Raw genomic sequence first — 15247 nt, 5'->3', positions numbered from 1 at the left:
TCAATATGAAACCAATTATGGAGATCACAATGCGTCTCGCCGGCAAAAGGGCATTCATTACGGGCGGAAACAGCGGCATCGGCCTGGCCACCGCGCGCCTTTTCATCGCCGAGGGGGCGAAGGTGGCGATCACCGGCCGCAATCGCGAAACCCTTGACGCCGCGGCCTCCGAGCTTGGGCCGAACCTGTTGGCGCTGCAGGCCGACGTGGGGGATTTCGCCGCCACCGCGGCGGCCGTGAAGCAGGCCGCCGAGGCTTTCGGCGGACTGGATATCGTATTCGCCAATGCCGGGATCGGCGGCGTGACTCCGCTCGGCCAGACCACCGTCGAGGCGTTCGAGCAGATCATTCGCATCGACCTGACGAGTGTGTTCTTCACCGTGCAGGCCGCCGAGCCGTTCTTGGCCAAGGGGGGCTCGGTGGTGCTCAACGGCTCGGTCCTAGCGGTTCTCGGCGGGTCCAACTGGTCGGCATATGCTGCGGCCAAGGCGGGCGTGCGGGCCATGTCTCGCGTGCTCGCGTCCGAACTGGCCCCGCGCGGGGTCCGTGTGAACGTGGTGGTCCCGGGCGCGGTGCGCACCCCCATCTGGACGCCGTATGCTCCGACCGAGGATGCGCGCGCGGCGCTCGATGCGGCCCTTGCCCGCGGCATCCCGCTCGGCCGGATCGGCGAGGCCGAGGAAGTGGCGAAGACGGTCCTGTTCCTCGCCTCGGACGATGCCTCAAACGTCACCGCCGCCGAGATCGTGGTGGACGGCGGCACCACCGGCGCCCCATCCGGCGCGCCCATCTATCGCGGCTGAGCCGCCGTCGGCGCGGCAGCGCGCTTAACGGACGGTGAACTTGCCTCGCCTACTATCCCAGCGAAAACCGACGACCGGGATTTGCGCGATGGGTGTGGGGATGACGATGAACCGGAGGGCGGCGTTGCGCGCCCTCTGCGCGGCCGGTGTCGGGCTGATGTCCACGCCCCTGTTTCCAGTGAACGCGGCCGACGACCCGGATGAGGTCGCGATCCGCGACCTTAAGCCCGGCGCCTATGGCTGGTATCCTGATCGGGCGCCGCAGGGGCTGGTGGCGATCGTGGTCTCGCTGCCGGAGCAGCGTTGCTTCGTCTATCGCAACGGGGTGCGGATCGGGGTTTCCACGGTTTCGACCGGGCGTGACGGCCACGACACCCCGACCGGGGTGTTCACGATCCTGAACAAGGATGTGGACCATCATTCCTCGCTCTATAACGACGCCGCCATGCCTTATTCGGAGCGGCTCACTTGGTCTGGAGTTGCGCTCCACGCCGGCGGGCTGCCGGGCTATCCCTCGTCCCACGGCTGCGTGCACTTGCCGCTCGCCTTCGCCAAGCTGCTGTTCTCCGTCACGCAGGTGGGAACCCCCGTAATCATCGCCGACAGCCACAGCGGCCCGGCGGACATCCTCGATCCCGGCCTGATCCTGCCGTCCGACGTGGACAAGATGTTCGACGCCGACGCCAAGCCGATCCTGGTGACCGCGGCCGGGGAGCCGGTGTCGCTCGTCGCCAGCGGCGCCGACCGCAAGCTCATTGTCCTGCGCGGCGGCGTGGTGGTGCTGGAAGGGGCGATCACCGTCCAGGATCCCTCCAAGCCCTTGGGCAACGTCGTATATCTGCTTACGGCGGACGGCGCAGGGCGCTCGCCGCGCTGGAGTGCCGTGAGCTATGAAGGCAGTGGAGGCCGGCCCGGCCTTGCCCAGGAAGCGCTCTCGCGTATCGTCGTCGATCCCGCCATCAACCAGGATCTCAGCGCCATGCTGACGCCCGGTGCGACTTTGCTGGTCACGGATCTTGCTGCCCATCCGGGTACGCGCACCGACAAGGATTTCGTGATTCTGACCCCCAAGGGCATGGTCTGATGAGTTGCGCGCGGGGCCTGATGCTCGCCGCAGGCTTGGCGCTTGGTGCCGTCCTGGTCCCCGCCGCCGCCGTTCCCGCGCGGGCGCAGGAGCCTGCCGCCGTGCCGGCTCGCGAATTCTTTGGCGCAGCGACAACGCCTGCGCCGCTCGCCGCGCGCTCCCTCGGCTTCTATTCCAAAGGGTGCCTCGCCGGTGGTCAGGCGCTGCCGGTGAATGGGCCGACGTGGCAAGCCATGCGATTGTCGCGCAATCGCAACTGGGGGCATCCCGATCTGGTTGCCTTCGTCGAGCGATTCGCGGCCGCGGTGCCGCAAGTCTCCAACTGGCACGGGATCCTGATCGGCGACATGGCCCAGCCGCGCGGCGGCCCCATGCGCACCGGCCATGCCTCCCACCAGATCGGCCTCGACGCGGACATCTGGCTGACCCCGAGCCCGGGCCGGGAATTGACACGCGAGCAGCGCGAAACCCTTTCAGCCACGATGATGGTGCGCCCCGACCGGCTGGACGTTGATCCCAAGGTATGGACCCCGGACCACATTGCCGTCATCCGCGCCGCGGCGCTCGATCCCCGGGTCGAGCGAATCTTCGTGAATGCCGCCATCAAGAAGGCTCTGTGCCGCGATGCGCGCGGCGACCGGGCCTGGATGGCCAAGGTGCGTCCCTATTGGGGGCACGATTATCACATGCATGTGCGCTTGAGCTGTCCAGCGGACAGCCCCGATTGTAGGCCCCAGGAGGCGCCGCCCCAGGGCGATGGATGCGGCACGGATCTGGCTTGGTGGTTCACCGACGAGGTCCTGCATCCCAAACCGCCCAAAGTGCCGCCGAAACCCGCTCCGCCGCTGGTGCTGGCCGATCTTCCCCCTGCCTGCGCGGCGGTTCTTGGCGCTCCCTAACGTCACGCCGAAGGCGGCCCGTGCGGCAACGCCCAAGACGCGCCTCATTTGCACCGCAGCGTGGAAGTCGCTATCCAGGAGCGGTTCCAAAGTGAAGCGTGGCGGGGCGGCGACACGCGTCTGACGAGGATGTATGGGCCGTCTCGATCGTTATATTTTCCAGACTGCGGCGGTCGCCTTCCTCGGGGTGACGATCGTTCTGACGGCCATGATCTGGTCGACCCAGGCGTTGCGCCAGCTGGATCTCGTGACAAGCCAGGGCCAGACCATCCTGGCGTTCTTCGCGATCACCAGCCTGTCCGTTCCGACCCTGATCCTGGTGATCGCGCCGGCCGCGCTGTTCATCGCCACCGCCTACACGCTCCTGAAGCTCAACGGTGATTCCGAGATCGTGGTGATGGCGGCGGCGGGCATGAGCCATTGGCGCGTGCTGCGCTCGCTCATCCTGCTGGCAACGCTGGTATCGCTGTTCTGCGCCGCCCTTTCCATCGATCTGGTGCCGGCAAGCCTGCGGATGTTCCGCGACCAGGTCTCGCGGGTGCGCGCCGACGTGGTGTCCTTCGTCGCCCAGCCCGGCCGGTTCGTGAACCTCGCGCAGGGGCTTGTCTTCCATGTGCGGGAGCGTTCTGCCAGTGGGGTGATGCACGGCGTTTTCATCAACGACGCCCGCGAAAAGGAAATATCCACCTATCTCGCGGATCGTGGGCAGATCGTTGAAACTCCGAACGGTATTTTCCTGGTGCTCGAAGACGGCTCCATCCATCGGCGGACTTCCGGCTCCACCAGCAACGGGTCTGTCGTGGCGTTTCAGCGCTATGCGTTCGGTCTCTCGGAGCTCGCGCCGGGGTCGCAGACGGTGGATATCCGCCCGAACGAGCGCTCGTTCGACTATGTGCTCCACCCCCCCGATAACGACGTGTACCGCGTCCTCGGGCAGGGCGGCCGGTTCCGCGAGGAAGTGCACAAGCGTCTGTCCTCCGGGCTCTATCCCTTCGCTTTCTTCGCGGTCGCCGCCGCGGCCCTCGCGCGTCCGCGTACCACGAGGCAGGGCCGGGCTCTGGCCCTGACTGCGATCATCCCGATCATGGTGGCGCTGCAGATCGCGAACTTCGTTGTCACCGGTCAATTGCGGACTTCGGAAGCAGCGGTGCCGATCGCCTATCTGCTGCCCCTGGTTTCAATCCTCCTGTGCGCGCTGGCGCTCGACGGGCGGCTGAAATTCATCGCGCCGAGATTCATCACCCGCTTCATCGACGCGATCGCGCTGCGCGTCTCGCGGCTCTCGGCGACCTGAGCAATGATCGGGAAAACCCTCGGCCTCTATTTCGCCCGGCGGTTCTTTTCGTCGGTTGCGATGATCTTTTTCTCGTGCGTCGCACTGATCATGCTCGTGGATTTCCTCGAGATGACCCGCCGCACCGCGGATCGGGACGAGGTGACCCCGCTCGTTGTCGGTTTGCTGACGCTCTATCGTGCGCCGGCCTTTACCGAGCAATTGCTGCCGTTCGCGGTGCTGTTCGGCGCCATCGCCACCTTCGTGACCCTCTCGCGCAAGCTCGAGCTTGTGGTTGCAAGGGCCATCGGCCTTTCGGCGTGGCAGTTCATCTTCCCTGCGGTGCTGGTGGCGTTCCTGATCGGGGTCGCCTCGACCACCTTGTTCAATCCGGTTTCCGCCGAGTTCAAGGAACGGGCGAATCGGATGGAAGGGGAGATCTTCAATACCACCGCCGGCCTGATGGCACAGGGCAAGGCGGGGTTCTGGGTGCGCCAGCAGAGCATCGACGGGCAGGCAATCATCCAGGCCGGGTCCTCGCAGCAAGGCGGACGCGAACTGTTGGGCGTCACCATATTCGAGTTCGATCGCCATGACCGGCTGACGCAGCGCATCGAGGCGCGCACGGCTCTCCTGGAGGACGGATTTTGGCGTCTCAGCGAGGTCCGGGTGCTGATTCCGGGGTTCGAGCAGGAGACGTATTCCGTTTACCTTGTTGCCACAAATCTGGACCCCTCACAGGTCCAGGAAAGCCTGATCTCACCCGATACCGTGTCTTTTTGGCAACTGCCCGCGGCGATCGAGAGTGCAGAGCAGCAAGGCTTTGGCGCCAGCCGCTACCGGCTGCAGCTGCAGAGTCTTTTGGCGCGGCCATTTCTGCTCGTGGCCATGGTGCTTATTGCCGCGGTGGTCGGCCTGCGCGTGTTTCGCTTCGGGGGAGTCGGTCAGACGATTCTCGGTGGCGTCGTGGCGGGGTTTCTGCTTTATCTGGGGACCAAGCTTGCCGAGGATTTAGGTGAGGCGGGCGTGGTGCATCCCGTTGCTGCTGCGTGGTTTCCAGCGGTAGCGGGGATATTCCTGGGGATTCTCGTATTGTTGCACCGGGAGGACGGATGACGGTCGGGTTTCACCCCGCCGAAGGCCATGGGACTGCGGCCCGCCGACGTTTTTCGCGTCGCAGCGGGGGCGGCTGGGCTTTTGCCGTCGGCCTATTGTGCATTGCGCTCGGTGTCGTCGTGCTGCCGTCGGCGCGGGCCGTCGCGCAAACCGCAAGCTTTGCCAATACCAAGATGCCTAAGGTTGATCCGACCAAGAAGATGCTCGTGACCGCCGACGAGCTCGTCTACGATTATGAGCACGACAAGATCTCGGCGGTCGGCAACGTTCAGATTTACTACGACGGCTCCACCCTGGAGGCGAAGCGCGTGACGTTCGACCGCAAGGCGAACACGCTGCGCGCCGAGGGCGACGTGCTGCTGAAGCAGCCCGACGGCAAGGTGCTGACCGCCAACACCATGCAGCTCACCGAGGACTTCCGCGACGGCTTCCTCGAATCGCTGCGGGTCGACACCCCGGACAAGACTCATTTCGCGGCGACGCGCGCCGATCGGACGGACGGCAACATCACGGTGTTCCAGAACGGTGTCTACACGGCCTGCGAACCGTGCAAGGACCATCCGGAAAAGCCAGTCCTGTGGCAGATCAAGGCCGCTCGCATCATTCACAATCAGAATGAGCAGATGATCTATTACAAGGACGCGACGCTCGAGTTTTTCGGGCTGCCGTTCGCCTATTTCCCGTATTTTTCCTCGCCCGATCCGACGGTGAAGCGCAAGACCGGCTTCCTCATGCCGGAGTTCTACAACAACAGTTTGCTCGGCGTGGGCGCAGGCGTGCCGTTCTTCTGGAACATCGCGCCCGACCGCGACATCACCTTCGATCCGATGTACTTCACCAAGCAAGGCCTCCTAGCCAAGGGCGAGTGGCGCCAGCGCCTGATCGACGGCTCCTACAACATCCGCGCCGCCGGTATTCAGCAGCAGGACATCTCCCAGTTCGTCGGCCTGCCGGGTTATCGCGAAAACCGCGGCATGATCGAAAGTTCCGGCAACTTCGTGATCAACCAGAACTGGCAATGGGGCTGGGACGGCACGCTCACATCTGACCGCGCGTTCCTGCGCGATTACGGCCTGGTCAGCGCCGCGCTGACGGAGAAGGTGTCCCAGGCCTATTTGACCGGCCAGGGCGACCGCAGCTTCTTCGACGTGCGGGGCATGTATTTCCTTGGCTTGTCCGTGACGGACAACCAGGATCTGATCCCGGTGGTCGGAACGTTCAATTACAACTACATCTTCGGCAAACCGATCCTCGGCGGGGAAGCGGGCTTCAAGGTCAATTTCAATTCAGTCTCGCGCAACGAGGCCGACTTCGTCGGCACCTCCGCGGCCACATCCAATGTCTCCGGCGCGACTGGCATTCCCCCTGGGTCCTGCGTGTTGAGCAATCCGAACCCGACCCAGTGCCTGCTGCGCGGCGCGCCGGGCGACTACCAGCGGCTCAGCGGCGAGTTCTACTGGAAGAAGACGTTGACCGACGCCGCCGGCCAGATGTGGACGCCGTTCGCCAGCGCCCGTGTGGACGTGGCTCACACCAATATCAGCGCGCTTCCCAGCAGCTATACCGATGGCCCCACCCTGGCCGGGCAGAACGTGCTTCAGTCTGGCAATGATGACCTGATCCGCGCCATGCCGGTCATCGGCCTCGACTATCGCTATCCCTTCATCTCGGTGGAGAACTGGGGCACCCAGACCATCGAGCCGCGTGCGCAGCTCATCATCCGCCCCAACGAGACCAGCATCGGCAAATTCCCCAACGAGGATGCGCAGAGCCTCGTGTTCGACGATGCCAACCTGTTCTCGGTCAACAAATATTCCGGCTGGGACCGGGTCGAGGGCGGCAGCCGCCTCAATGTGGGCGTGACCTATACCGCCGCGCTGAACGATGCCGGCATCATCTCGGCAGTGGTCGGCCAGTCCTACAGCCTGTTCGGAAAGAACTCCTTCGCCTATGGCGACATGGCGAACACGGGCTTGGAATCGGGCCTTGAGACCAGCACCTCAGACTATGTCGCCCGGTTCAGCTACTCGCCGACCAATAATCTGGAATTCATTTCCCGCTTCCGGTTCGACGAGGCCAATTACACCCTCGAGCGGCTGGAGCTGGAAGGCCGTACCAGCATCGACCGTCTGGCGGTGTCCGCCACCTATGGGCGCTACGAGCCGCAGCCGCTGCTCGGCTATTATCAGGAGCGCGAGGGCATCTACACCACCGCCAGCTACAAGCTGACGGACGTGTGGTCGGTCAGCGGTGGCATCCGCTACAACATCGCCCAGGCGAGCATCGACATGACAACGGCTGCCGTCACCTACGCGGATGACTGCTTCACGTTGGCGCTGACCTACCTCTCCGATTATTCGATCAACGGGACCACGAGCGGGCCGAACAACACGATCATGTTGACCATCGGCCTGCGGACCCTCGGCGAGACCAAGGTCAAGTCGGCGCTCAGCAGTTCCACGCAGTGATGCTGCCGATTTGCTGCGATGCGCAATGCCCCATTACCGCCACAGGAGGGGGTAACAAGCATTTACAAGCCGATGGGCGCGGGTTAAGCGCGCAGGGAGGCATTCGTCTCCCGCCCCCTCGCCGAGCCATTCCGGGTTGATCGATGCAGTCCTGTCGCCGCTTTCTCTTCCTTCTTGGCCTTGCCGTCGCAGTGAGCGTGTCCAGCGGCGTGGCCATGGCCCAGCAGATCCTCGTGATGGTGAACGGCGCGCCGATCACCTCGTTCGACGTCGCACAGCGCCAGAAGCTGCATCAGCTGCTGGAGCGTAAGAGCGTCGGATCCAAGGAAGCGCTCGAAGAATTGATCGACGACCGAATCAAGATCACCCAGGGCATCAAGCTCGGGGTCGACCTTGACGAGAAGGAGGTCGACGAGTTGTTCGCCAACGTCGCTTCCCGGTCCGGCCGAACCCCTGCCCAGCTCGCCGAAGGCCTGAAACAGGGCGGAGTGGAGCCGAGCGCGTTCAAGAGCAAGCTGCGCGCTGATAACGTCTGGCAACAATATGTGCGGGCTCGCTCTCCAAGCGTGAGCGTGCGCGATCAGGACGTGCTCGCCGCCATCAACCAGAGCGGCCACGCCTCCATGATCGCGACGGAATTTACACTGACCCCGATCGTTCTGGTGGTCGCGCGCGGCAGCAATGCCTATGCGGCCCGCCTGGCCGAGGCCAATTCCCTTCGCACGCGCTTCAACGGCTGCGAGAGCGGCCTCGAGATCGTCAAGGGGATGAAGGAGACGGTCGTGCGGCCTTCCGTACGGCGCCTCTCCTCGGAAATGCCGGCGGCCTTGCGGCAATTGCTCGACAAGACCGAGGTCGGCCGACTCGCGCCGCCTGAGGTTACCCAGTCGGGTGTGGAAATCTTCGCCGTTTGCGCCAAGCGCGAAGTGCGCGGGGAAGCGTCCAACAAGCGGGACGTGAAAGACCAACTGGCCACCGCCCAATTCCAGTCTGAGTCCAAGCGGCTGATGCAGGAACTGCGGAAGAGTTCCCTGATCGTCTATCGCTGATGTCTGCTGCACTCGCGCTCACCCTGGGTGAGCCCGCCGGCATCGGGCCGGACCTGACGCTGGCGGTGTGGATGCTGCGTCACCAGAAGGATTGCCCGCCGTTCTTCGCGGTCGGTGATCCCGCCCTGCTGGAAGATCGCGCACGCCGCCTTGGCCTTGAGGTGCCGGTTGTCATCGCCACGCCGGAGCAGGCTTTCCCGCTTTTCGGCACTGCCCTGCCGGTGGTGCCCGCCGGTCCCCGCGCCACGGCACTGCCCGGAATTCCCGACTCGACCAGCGCGGCGGCGGTGATCGAAAGCCTCGACCGCGCGGTGGATCTCGTTCAATCGGGGGCCGCACGCGCGCTGGTCACGGCGCCGCTGGCGAAATCGGTCGTCTATGCCGCCGGCTTCCCCTTTCCCGGCCATACAGAATATCTCGCGGCCCGCTGCGCCGCGGCAGACGGAACAACGCCGCGCCCGGTCATGATGATCTGGTCGCCGCTGCTCGCCGTGGTGCCGGCGACGATCCATATTCCCCTCGCCCAGGTGCCGGCGCGGGTGACACACGATCTGCTGATGGAGACCGGCCGCATCGTCGATCGGGACATGCGCATGCGCTTTGGCCTTGCCGCCCCGCGCATCGCCTTCGCCGGGCTGAATCCCCACGCGGGCGAGGACGGCACGCTCGGCCGCGAGGACGAAGACGTGGTGCGCCCGGCCGTCGCCGCGCTGCGCGCCGAGGGGATCGACGCCCGCGGGCCGCGCCCGGCCGATACGCTGTTCCATGAAGAGGCGCGCGCAGGCTATGACGTGGTGATCGGCATGTATCACGATCAGGTGCTGATCCCTGCCAAAACCCTGGCGTTCCATGACGGGGTGAATGTGACCCTCGGGCTGCCGTTCGTGCGCACCTCGCCAGACCATGGAACGGCGTTCGATCTTGCCGGAACGGGCCGCGCCAATCCCACCAGCCTGCTGGCGGCGTTGCGCCTCGCCTGGCGGCTCACCGAGCCGGGACGGGCCGCGTGAGCGCCATCGACGACTTACCGCCGCTGCGTGACGTGATTCGGCGCCACGGGCTTTCCGCCCAGAAATCGCTGGGTCAGAACTTTCTGCTCGATCTCAACCTCACGTCCCGCATCGCACGTGGCTCCGGCCCGCTGGAGGGCGCGAACGTGCTGGAGGTCGGCCCAGGGCCCGGCGGCCTGACGCGCGCCCTGCTTGCCCTCGGGGCGAACGTGGTGGCCGTGGAGCGGGACCATCGCTGCATCGAGGCACTGACGGAGGTCGCTGAGGCCTATCCCGGCCGCCTGCGGGTGATCGAGGGCGATGCCCTGAAGGTCGAAGCCGCCCCGTTGTTCGAAGGCCAGCCGGCGCGGGTGGTGGCGAACCTGCCTTATAATATCGCCACCGTCCTGCTCGTGGGCTGGCTGTCCTCCGATCCCTGGCCGCCCTGGTTCTCTTCCCTCACCTTGATGTTCCAGCGCGAAGTGGCCGAGCGGATCGTTGCCGAGCCGGGCTCGAAAGCCTACGGCCGTTTGGCTGTGCTGGCGGGCTGGCGCACCGAGGCGCGCATCCTGTTCGATGTCGCCCCCTCCGCCTTCGTGCCGCCGCCCAAGGTGACGTCTTCCGTGGTGCATCTGGTGCCCCGCGCCGCACCTCTGCCGTGCCGGCTCTCGGTGCTGGAGAAGGTGACGGAAGCCGCTTTCGGCCAGCGCCGCAAGATGCTGCGGCAGAGCCTGAAATCCCTCGGCGTGGATGCCCTGGCGCTGCTGGCCGCTGCCGGCGTCGAGGAAACCCAGCGCGCCGAGGAGATCGACGTGGCGGGTTTCGTGCGCCTGGCCAATTGCTGGGAACAGATGCGGCAGCCGTCCTGACTCTGCGGTGCCCGCGCTCAGAGCCCGGCGCGCAGGGTGTTCACGAAATGGGCGAGCCCGGTCAGCCGTCGGCGCCGCAGACGCTCCGCCTGCAGAATCGCCTTGAGCTTGTCGAGGCTCTTTTCAACATCCTCGTTGATGAGAATGTAGTCATATGCGTCGTAATGGCTGATCTCGTCGGACGCCTTGGCCATGCGCTGGTGCACGACGTCGTCGGTGTCCTGCCCGCGCCCGCGTAGGCGCTCCTCCAATGCGGCGGCAGACGGCGGTAGGATGAAAACCTTCACAAGGTCGTCCTTGGCGCCGTCGCTCTCTTCCAACTGCTGGGTGCCCTGCCAGTCAATGTCGAACAGAACATCTCGGCCGTGGGCGAGTGCGTCCTCCACCGGCTTGCGGGGGGTCCCGTAGAGATTGCCGAATACGGTGGCGTGCTCCAGCAGCGCGCCGGTGTCGCGCATGCGGTGGAACCCTTGCTCGTCCGTGAAATAATAGTCGGTGCCTTCCACCTCGCCGGGGCGCGGCCTGCGGGTGGTGACCGAGACCGACATGGTGATGCGGCTGTCCTGCGCCAGCAAAAGACGCGAAAGCGTGGTCTTGCCTGCGCCCGATGGTGAGGACAGGACCAGCATCAGGCCCCGGCGAGCCAGGCCCGCGCGGGCGGACGGGGCGGGAGAGGCGCTCGGGGCGTCCATGGCGGATTCGGCCTCACTCTATATTCTGAATCTGCTCGCGGAACTGATCCACAAGCAGCTTCAGGTCAAGCCCGATCTGGGTAAGGGCCACCGCATTGGACTTGGAGCAGAGCGTATTGCTCTCGCGGTTGAATTCCTGGGAGAGGAAATCCAGCCGGCGCCCCACCGGCCCGCCCTGGGCGAGCAACGCGCGGGCGGCGGCCAGATGGGCGGTCAGGCGATCCAGTTCCTCGCGGATGTCGGCCTTGGTGGCAAGGAGCGCCGCTTCCTGGTGGAGCCGTTCGGCATCGAGCGGCGCGCCGGTCTCCAAAAGCGCCCGGACCTGTTCGCGCAGGCGCGCCTTGATGGCGTCGGCGCCGCGCTCCGGCCGCGCTTCTGCCTGGGCGACCAGCGCCGCGATGGCATCGAGGCGCTCCTGCAGCACGCTCTTCAGCGCGGTACCCTCGGCATGGCGCATGCGAACCAGATCGGCGAGGCCGGTCTCGAAGCCGGAGAGGGCGGCCTTGCCGACGGCTTCCAGATCCTGCGGGGTCAGTTCTGCTTCAACCACTTCGACGATGCCCTTCACGCCCAATAAGGCGTCCAGAGTGGGCGGGGCGATGGAATAGCGTTCCGACGCCGTGCGGGCCGCGACGATGAGCGCTTCGAGGGCCGGCTGGTTCACCGCCACCGCGACGCTCTCCCCTTCGCGGGCCAGGGTCAGCGTGCCGGAGACGGAGCCGCGCGCCAGCACTTGGGAGGCAGCCGTGCGAGCGGCGGCGTCCAGCGCCTCGAATCCCGGCGGCACCCGCAGCCGCAGATCCAGCCCCTTGGCATTCACCGAGCGCAGTTCCCACGCCCAGCGCCAGCCAGCGGTGACGCCTTGAGTACGGGCAAAGCCGGTCATGCTGGCCAGAGGCGCACGCGCGGGGGGGACGGGACCGGCAGACGACATCAGGAGCCTCGTTCAGCCGGCACGTTGCCGGCCGGGTCAGTTGGAGGGAGCGCGGGGCAGGGGCGTGGTCGAGGGTACCGCAGGCGGCGCATCGCCGGTGCCAACCCCGGTGTTGCTGGTGGGCGCAGCGTTCTGCGCCTTGGTGCGGGCATCCGCCTCGATTTCGCGCCAGCGGGCGACATTGCGATTGTGCTGGTCCAGCGTCTCGGCAAAAACGTGCCCGCCGGTGCCGTCAGCGACGAAATAAAGATCCTTGGTCTTGGCCGGATTGGCCACCGCTGCCAAGGAATCGCGGCCAGGATTGCCAATCGGGCCGGGCGGCAGTCCGTCGATGGCATAGGTGTTGTAGGGCGTGGGATTGACGATATCGGCGCGGGTGATGGGACGCCCGAGCACGCCCTTGCCGCCGACGATGCCGTAGATGATGGTCGGGTCCGACTGCAGCCGCATCTTGCGATTGAGGCGATTGATGAACACGGCGGCAACCTTTGAGCGCTCGTCCGGCTTGCCGGTCTCCTTCTCGACGATGGAGGCGAGAATGACCATGTCCTGCGGCGTGCGCAGCGGCAGGTCCGGGGAGCGGCTGGCCCACAGGTCGCGCACCAGCTTCTGCTGGTCGGCGGCCATGCGCTTGAGCACTTCGTCGCGGCTCATGCCGCGCACGACCCGGTAGGTCTCGGGGAGCAGCGTGCCTTCGAGCGGCATGCGCGGGGTGCCGGTGAGCAACTCGCTGTTCGTCAGCCGCTCGACGATCTGCTGGGTGGTCAGGCCCTCGGGAATGGTGATCTGATGCTGGACCACCCGCCCTTCCGCCATTGCGTCGAGCACGGCTTCCAAGGGGACGTGGGGCTTGAAGATATATTCGCCCGCCTGGAGTGGCTGGCCGCGGTGGGCGAGTTGCTGCGCCACCATGAACAGCAGCCAATTGTCGATGACGCCTTGCCGCTCAAGTAATTCGGCAATGTCGCGCGCGCCCTGCCCGCGGGGAATCAACACATTCTTTTCCGCCGCAAGCGGGCCGGGGGCGGCGTACTTCAGCTGACCATACCAAGCGACAAGGCCGCCGCCGACGGTGACGAACAGAAGGATGGTGAAGATGGCGCTGCCGATCACGACCGCGGGATGCCGGGCGCCGCGGGAGGGCCGTTTCTTGGCCGCGGCTTTGGCGGCCGCGTGCGGGTCGCGGGCGAGCTGCTCCGCACGCTTCCTGGCCTTGGCCTGGCCGCGCGTCTCACGCGGCGGCTTCTCAGGCTTAGCCTTTGTTGCCGGGGGCGGAGCCTGTTCAGCCGGCGAGGGTGTAGGGGTGTCTTCGACCATCCGGCTCTCGGGCACCTTCACATCTGGGGCGGCTTGCGGCGTGCCTGCGGGGGAATCGGTGCCGATCCGGGGCTCGGGCGCCGCGGAGTGGCTCGGCTCGTGGTCGGGCGCGGAGGAGCGGCTCTCGCCCGCCGCAATCGGCGGCGTGCCCAGCAGCGGCTCTTGCCGGGGGCCATCGTGCGCCGGAGGCTCGGACGTCGCCATTCAGGGGTCTCCCATCGCGTTAGCTGCGCCCGAGGGATGTTCGCGCACCGCGCGGCCCGGACCGGAAGGTCAGCCACCGACAGGTACATGGTACCTGTTCCGGGGCAAGACCGATGGGGCGCAGGCTAACGGCAAATATGGCGATAAGACGTATTGCCGATAGAAGCAGCCGAATTTCACGGCCCGCACGGTGAACGGGCCGCAAAAATCGGTTGGTCAGGCCTCGGCGCGGCGGAACACCACCGAGGCATTGGTACCGCCGAACCCGAAGGAATTAGACAGCACCGTGTTGATTTCCCGTGGCCGCGCCGTGTGCGGGACAAGGTCGATGGGGGTATCGATCGAGGGATTGTCGAGATTCAGCGTTGCCGGGGCGATCTGGTCGCGGATCGCGAGCACCGAGAAGATGGCTTCCACCGCCCCCGCCGCGCCGAGCAGATGCCCGATGGAGGATTTGGTGGAGGACATGGAGGTTTTCGCCGCCGTATTTCCCAGCAGCCGCTGCACCGCGCCGAGTTCGATCTCGTCGGCCATGGTGGAGGTGCCATGGGCGTTGATATAGTCCAACTCCGACGCCGGAATGCCCGCGCGCTTCAGGGCGGCGGTCATGCACCGGAACGCGCCGTCGCCGTCCGGCGAGGGAGCGGTGATGTGGAACGCGTCGCCCGACAGGCCGTAGCCGATCAATTCGGCATAAATCTTCGCGCCACGGGCCTTGGCGTGCTCATATTCTTCAAGCACGACGATGCCGGCGCCCTCGCCCATGACGAAGCCGTCGCGGTCCCGGTCATAGGGGCGCGAGCCCTTTTCCGGCGCGTCGTTGAAGCTGGTGCAGAGCGCCTTGCAGGCGGCGAAGCCGGCGAGCGAGAGCCGGTTCACGGTCGATTCGGTGCCGCCAGCCACCATCACGTCGGCATCGCCGAGCGCGATCAGCCGCCCCGCATCGCCGATGGCGTGGGCGCCGGTGGAGCAGGCGGTGACGACCGCATGGTTCGGCCCCTTCAGCCCGTGGGCGATGGAGACATAGCCACCGGCGAGATTGATCAGGCGGCCGGGAATGAAGAAGGGCGAGATGCGGCGCGGGCCGCGCTCCTTCAGGATGTGGGCGGCTTCCGAGATGCCCTCGATGCCGCCGATTCCCGAACCGATCAGGACGCCCGAGACGATCTGATCCTCGTAGGAGGTCGGATGCCAGCCGGCATCGTCCAGCGCTTGCTGGGCCGCGGCCATGGCGAAGACGATGAATTCGTCGACCTTGCGCTGCTCCTTGGGCTCCATCCAATCGTCGGGATTGAAGGTACCATCGGTGCCATCGCCGCGCGGAATCATGCAGGCAATTTTGCAAGCAAGGTCATGCACGTCGAAACGTTCAACGTACTTTGCGCCGCTCTGGCCCGCAATCAGTCGCCGCCAGGTCGGCTCGACGCCGCAGCCGAGCGGCGTCACCATGCCGAGGCCGGTGACGACAACACGTCTCATGAGGGGAACTCCGGAACTAGGAACGCGACGGCCGCCATCCTGGATGGATCCATAACGGGTGCGACCGTCGC

13 protein-coding genes are annotated in these 15247 nt (G+C 65.9%); 9 read left to right on the top strand and 4 right to left on the bottom strand.

What is annotated here, in order from left to right:
• The first annotated feature begins 29 nt into the window (after positions 1-29).
• From V5F77_RS00655 to rsmA, 9 genes are all read left to right on the top strand, one after another.
• The gene (locus V5F77_RS00655) at positions 30-803 is read left to right on the top strand and encodes an SDR family oxidoreductase (protein ID WP_429003672.1); all 774 of its coding nucleotides are present in this window, start codon (positions 30-32) and stop codon (positions 801-803) included.
• Between the two features lie 106 nt (positions 804-909).
• Entirely contained in the window at positions 910-1887 is a 978-nt protein-coding gene (locus V5F77_RS00650) for a L,D-transpeptidase (protein WP_429003380.1), read from the top strand.
• Entirely contained in the window at positions 1887-2786 is a 900-nt protein-coding gene (gene mepA, locus V5F77_RS00645) for a penicillin-insensitive murein endopeptidase (RefSeq protein WP_429003379.1), read from the top strand. The genes V5F77_RS00650 and mepA overlap by 1 nt, the downstream gene beginning before the upstream one ends.
• Before the next feature lie 133 nt (positions 2787-2919).
• Positions 2920-4080 carry an LPS export ABC transporter permease LptF gene (gene lptF / locus V5F77_RS00640; RefSeq protein WP_429003378.1) on the top strand — a complete coding sequence of 387 codons (1161 nt, stop codon included), beginning with the start codon at positions 2920-2922 and terminating at the stop codon, positions 4078-4080.
• Between the two features lie 3 nt (positions 4081-4083).
• On the top strand, positions 4084-5175 hold the full coding sequence (gene lptG / locus V5F77_RS00635) for an LPS export ABC transporter permease LptG (RefSeq protein ID WP_429003377.1): 1092 nt from the start codon (positions 4084-4086) through the stop codon (positions 5173-5175).
• 200 nt (positions 5176-5375) lie between these two features.
• A complete protein-coding gene (locus V5F77_RS00630; protein WP_429003671.1) occupies positions 5376-7643 on the top strand; it encodes an LPS-assembly protein LptD in 2268 nt (755 codons plus the stop codon).
• A gap of 143 nt (positions 7644-7786) precedes the next feature.
• Positions 7787-8692, top strand: a complete 906-nt coding sequence (locus tag V5F77_RS00625; RefSeq protein ID WP_429003376.1) for a peptidylprolyl isomerase — start codon at positions 7787-7789, stop codon at positions 8690-8692.
• Positions 8692-9702: a 4-hydroxythreonine-4-phosphate dehydrogenase PdxA gene (pdxA, locus tag V5F77_RS00620; RefSeq protein WP_429003375.1), complete on the top strand. Its 1011-nt coding sequence runs from the start codon at positions 8692-8694 to the stop codon at positions 9700-9702. Before V5F77_RS00625 ends, pdxA begins: the two co-directional genes overlap by 1 nt.
• Positions 9699-10550 (top strand): 16S rRNA (adenine(1518)-N(6)/adenine(1519)-N(6))-dimethyltransferase RsmA, encoded by an 852-nt coding sequence (rsmA, locus tag V5F77_RS00615; protein WP_429003374.1) that lies wholly within the window; start codon positions 9699-9701, stop codon positions 10548-10550. Before pdxA ends, rsmA begins: the two co-directional genes overlap by 4 nt.
• Before the next feature lie 17 nt (positions 10551-10567).
• On the opposite strand, the gene gmk is transcribed toward rsmA, so the two are convergent.
• The 4 genes from gmk to fabF all read right to left on the bottom strand — a co-directional run bounded on the left by gmk (position 10568) and on the right by fabF (position 15176).
• A complete protein-coding gene (gene gmk / locus V5F77_RS00610; RefSeq protein WP_429003373.1) occupies positions 10568-11242 on the bottom strand; it encodes a guanylate kinase in 675 nt (224 codons plus the stop codon).
• 13 nt (positions 11243-11255) lie between these two features.
• Positions 11256-12176: a YicC/YloC family endoribonuclease gene (locus V5F77_RS00605; protein WP_429003372.1), complete on the bottom strand. Its 921-nt coding sequence runs from the start codon at positions 12174-12176 to the stop codon at positions 11256-11258.
• Between the two features lie 36 nt (positions 12177-12212).
• Entirely contained in the window at positions 12213-13697 is a 1485-nt protein-coding gene (gene mltG / locus V5F77_RS00600; RefSeq protein ID WP_429003371.1) for an endolytic transglycosylase MltG, read from the bottom strand.
• A 216-nt stretch (positions 13698-13913) separates the two neighbouring features.
• A complete protein-coding gene (gene fabF, locus V5F77_RS00595) occupies positions 13914-15176 on the bottom strand; it encodes a beta-ketoacyl-ACP synthase II (RefSeq protein ID WP_429003370.1) in 1263 nt (420 codons plus the stop codon).
• Between the last annotated feature and the right edge of the window lie 71 nt (positions 15177-15247).

The sequence above is a fragment of the Roseixanthobacter psychrophilus genome, from assembly GCF_043195195.1.
Lineage (GTDB): Bacteria > Pseudomonadota > Alphaproteobacteria > Rhizobiales > Xanthobacteraceae > NCEH01.
Note: the sequence above shows the minus strand (reverse complement) of the source record. Positions and strands in the feature narration are given on the sequence as shown.

Coding starts and splice junctions, on each gene's coding strand:
- mltG (WP_429003371.1), bottom strand. CDS start 13,697: ATGGCGACGTCCGAGCCTCCGGCGCACGATGGCCCCCGGCAAGAGCCG.
- lptF (WP_429003378.1), top strand. CDS start 2,920: ATGGGCCGTCTCGATCGTTATATTTTCCAGACTGCGGCGGTCGCCTTC.
- fabF (WP_429003370.1), bottom strand. CDS start 15,176: ATGAGACGTGTTGTCGTCACCGGCCTCGGCATGGTGACGCCGCTCGGC.
- gmk (WP_429003373.1), bottom strand. CDS start 11,242: ATGGACGCCCCGAGCGCCTCTCCCGCCCCGTCCGCCCGCGCGGGCCTG.
- V5F77_RS00630 (WP_429003671.1), top strand. CDS start 5,376: ATGCTCGTGACCGCCGACGAGCTCGTCTACGATTATGAGCACGACAAG.
- lptG (WP_429003377.1), top strand. CDS start 4,084: ATGATCGGGAAAACCCTCGGCCTCTATTTCGCCCGGCGGTTCTTTTCG.
- V5F77_RS00625 (WP_429003376.1), top strand. CDS start 7,787: ATGCAGTCCTGTCGCCGCTTTCTCTTCCTTCTTGGCCTTGCCGTCGCA.
- V5F77_RS00655 (WP_429003672.1), top strand. CDS start 30: ATGCGTCTCGCCGGCAAAAGGGCATTCATTACGGGCGGAAACAGCGGC.
- V5F77_RS00650 (WP_429003380.1), top strand. CDS start 910: ATGAACCGGAGGGCGGCGTTGCGCGCCCTCTGCGCGGCCGGTGTCGGG.
- pdxA (WP_429003375.1), top strand. CDS start 8,692: ATGTCTGCTGCACTCGCGCTCACCCTGGGTGAGCCCGCCGGCATCGGG.
- mepA (WP_429003379.1), top strand. CDS start 1,887: ATGAGTTGCGCGCGGGGCCTGATGCTCGCCGCAGGCTTGGCGCTTGGT.
- V5F77_RS00605 (WP_429003372.1), bottom strand. CDS start 12,176: ATGTCGTCTGCCGGTCCCGTCCCCCCCGCGCGTGCGCCTCTGGCCAGC.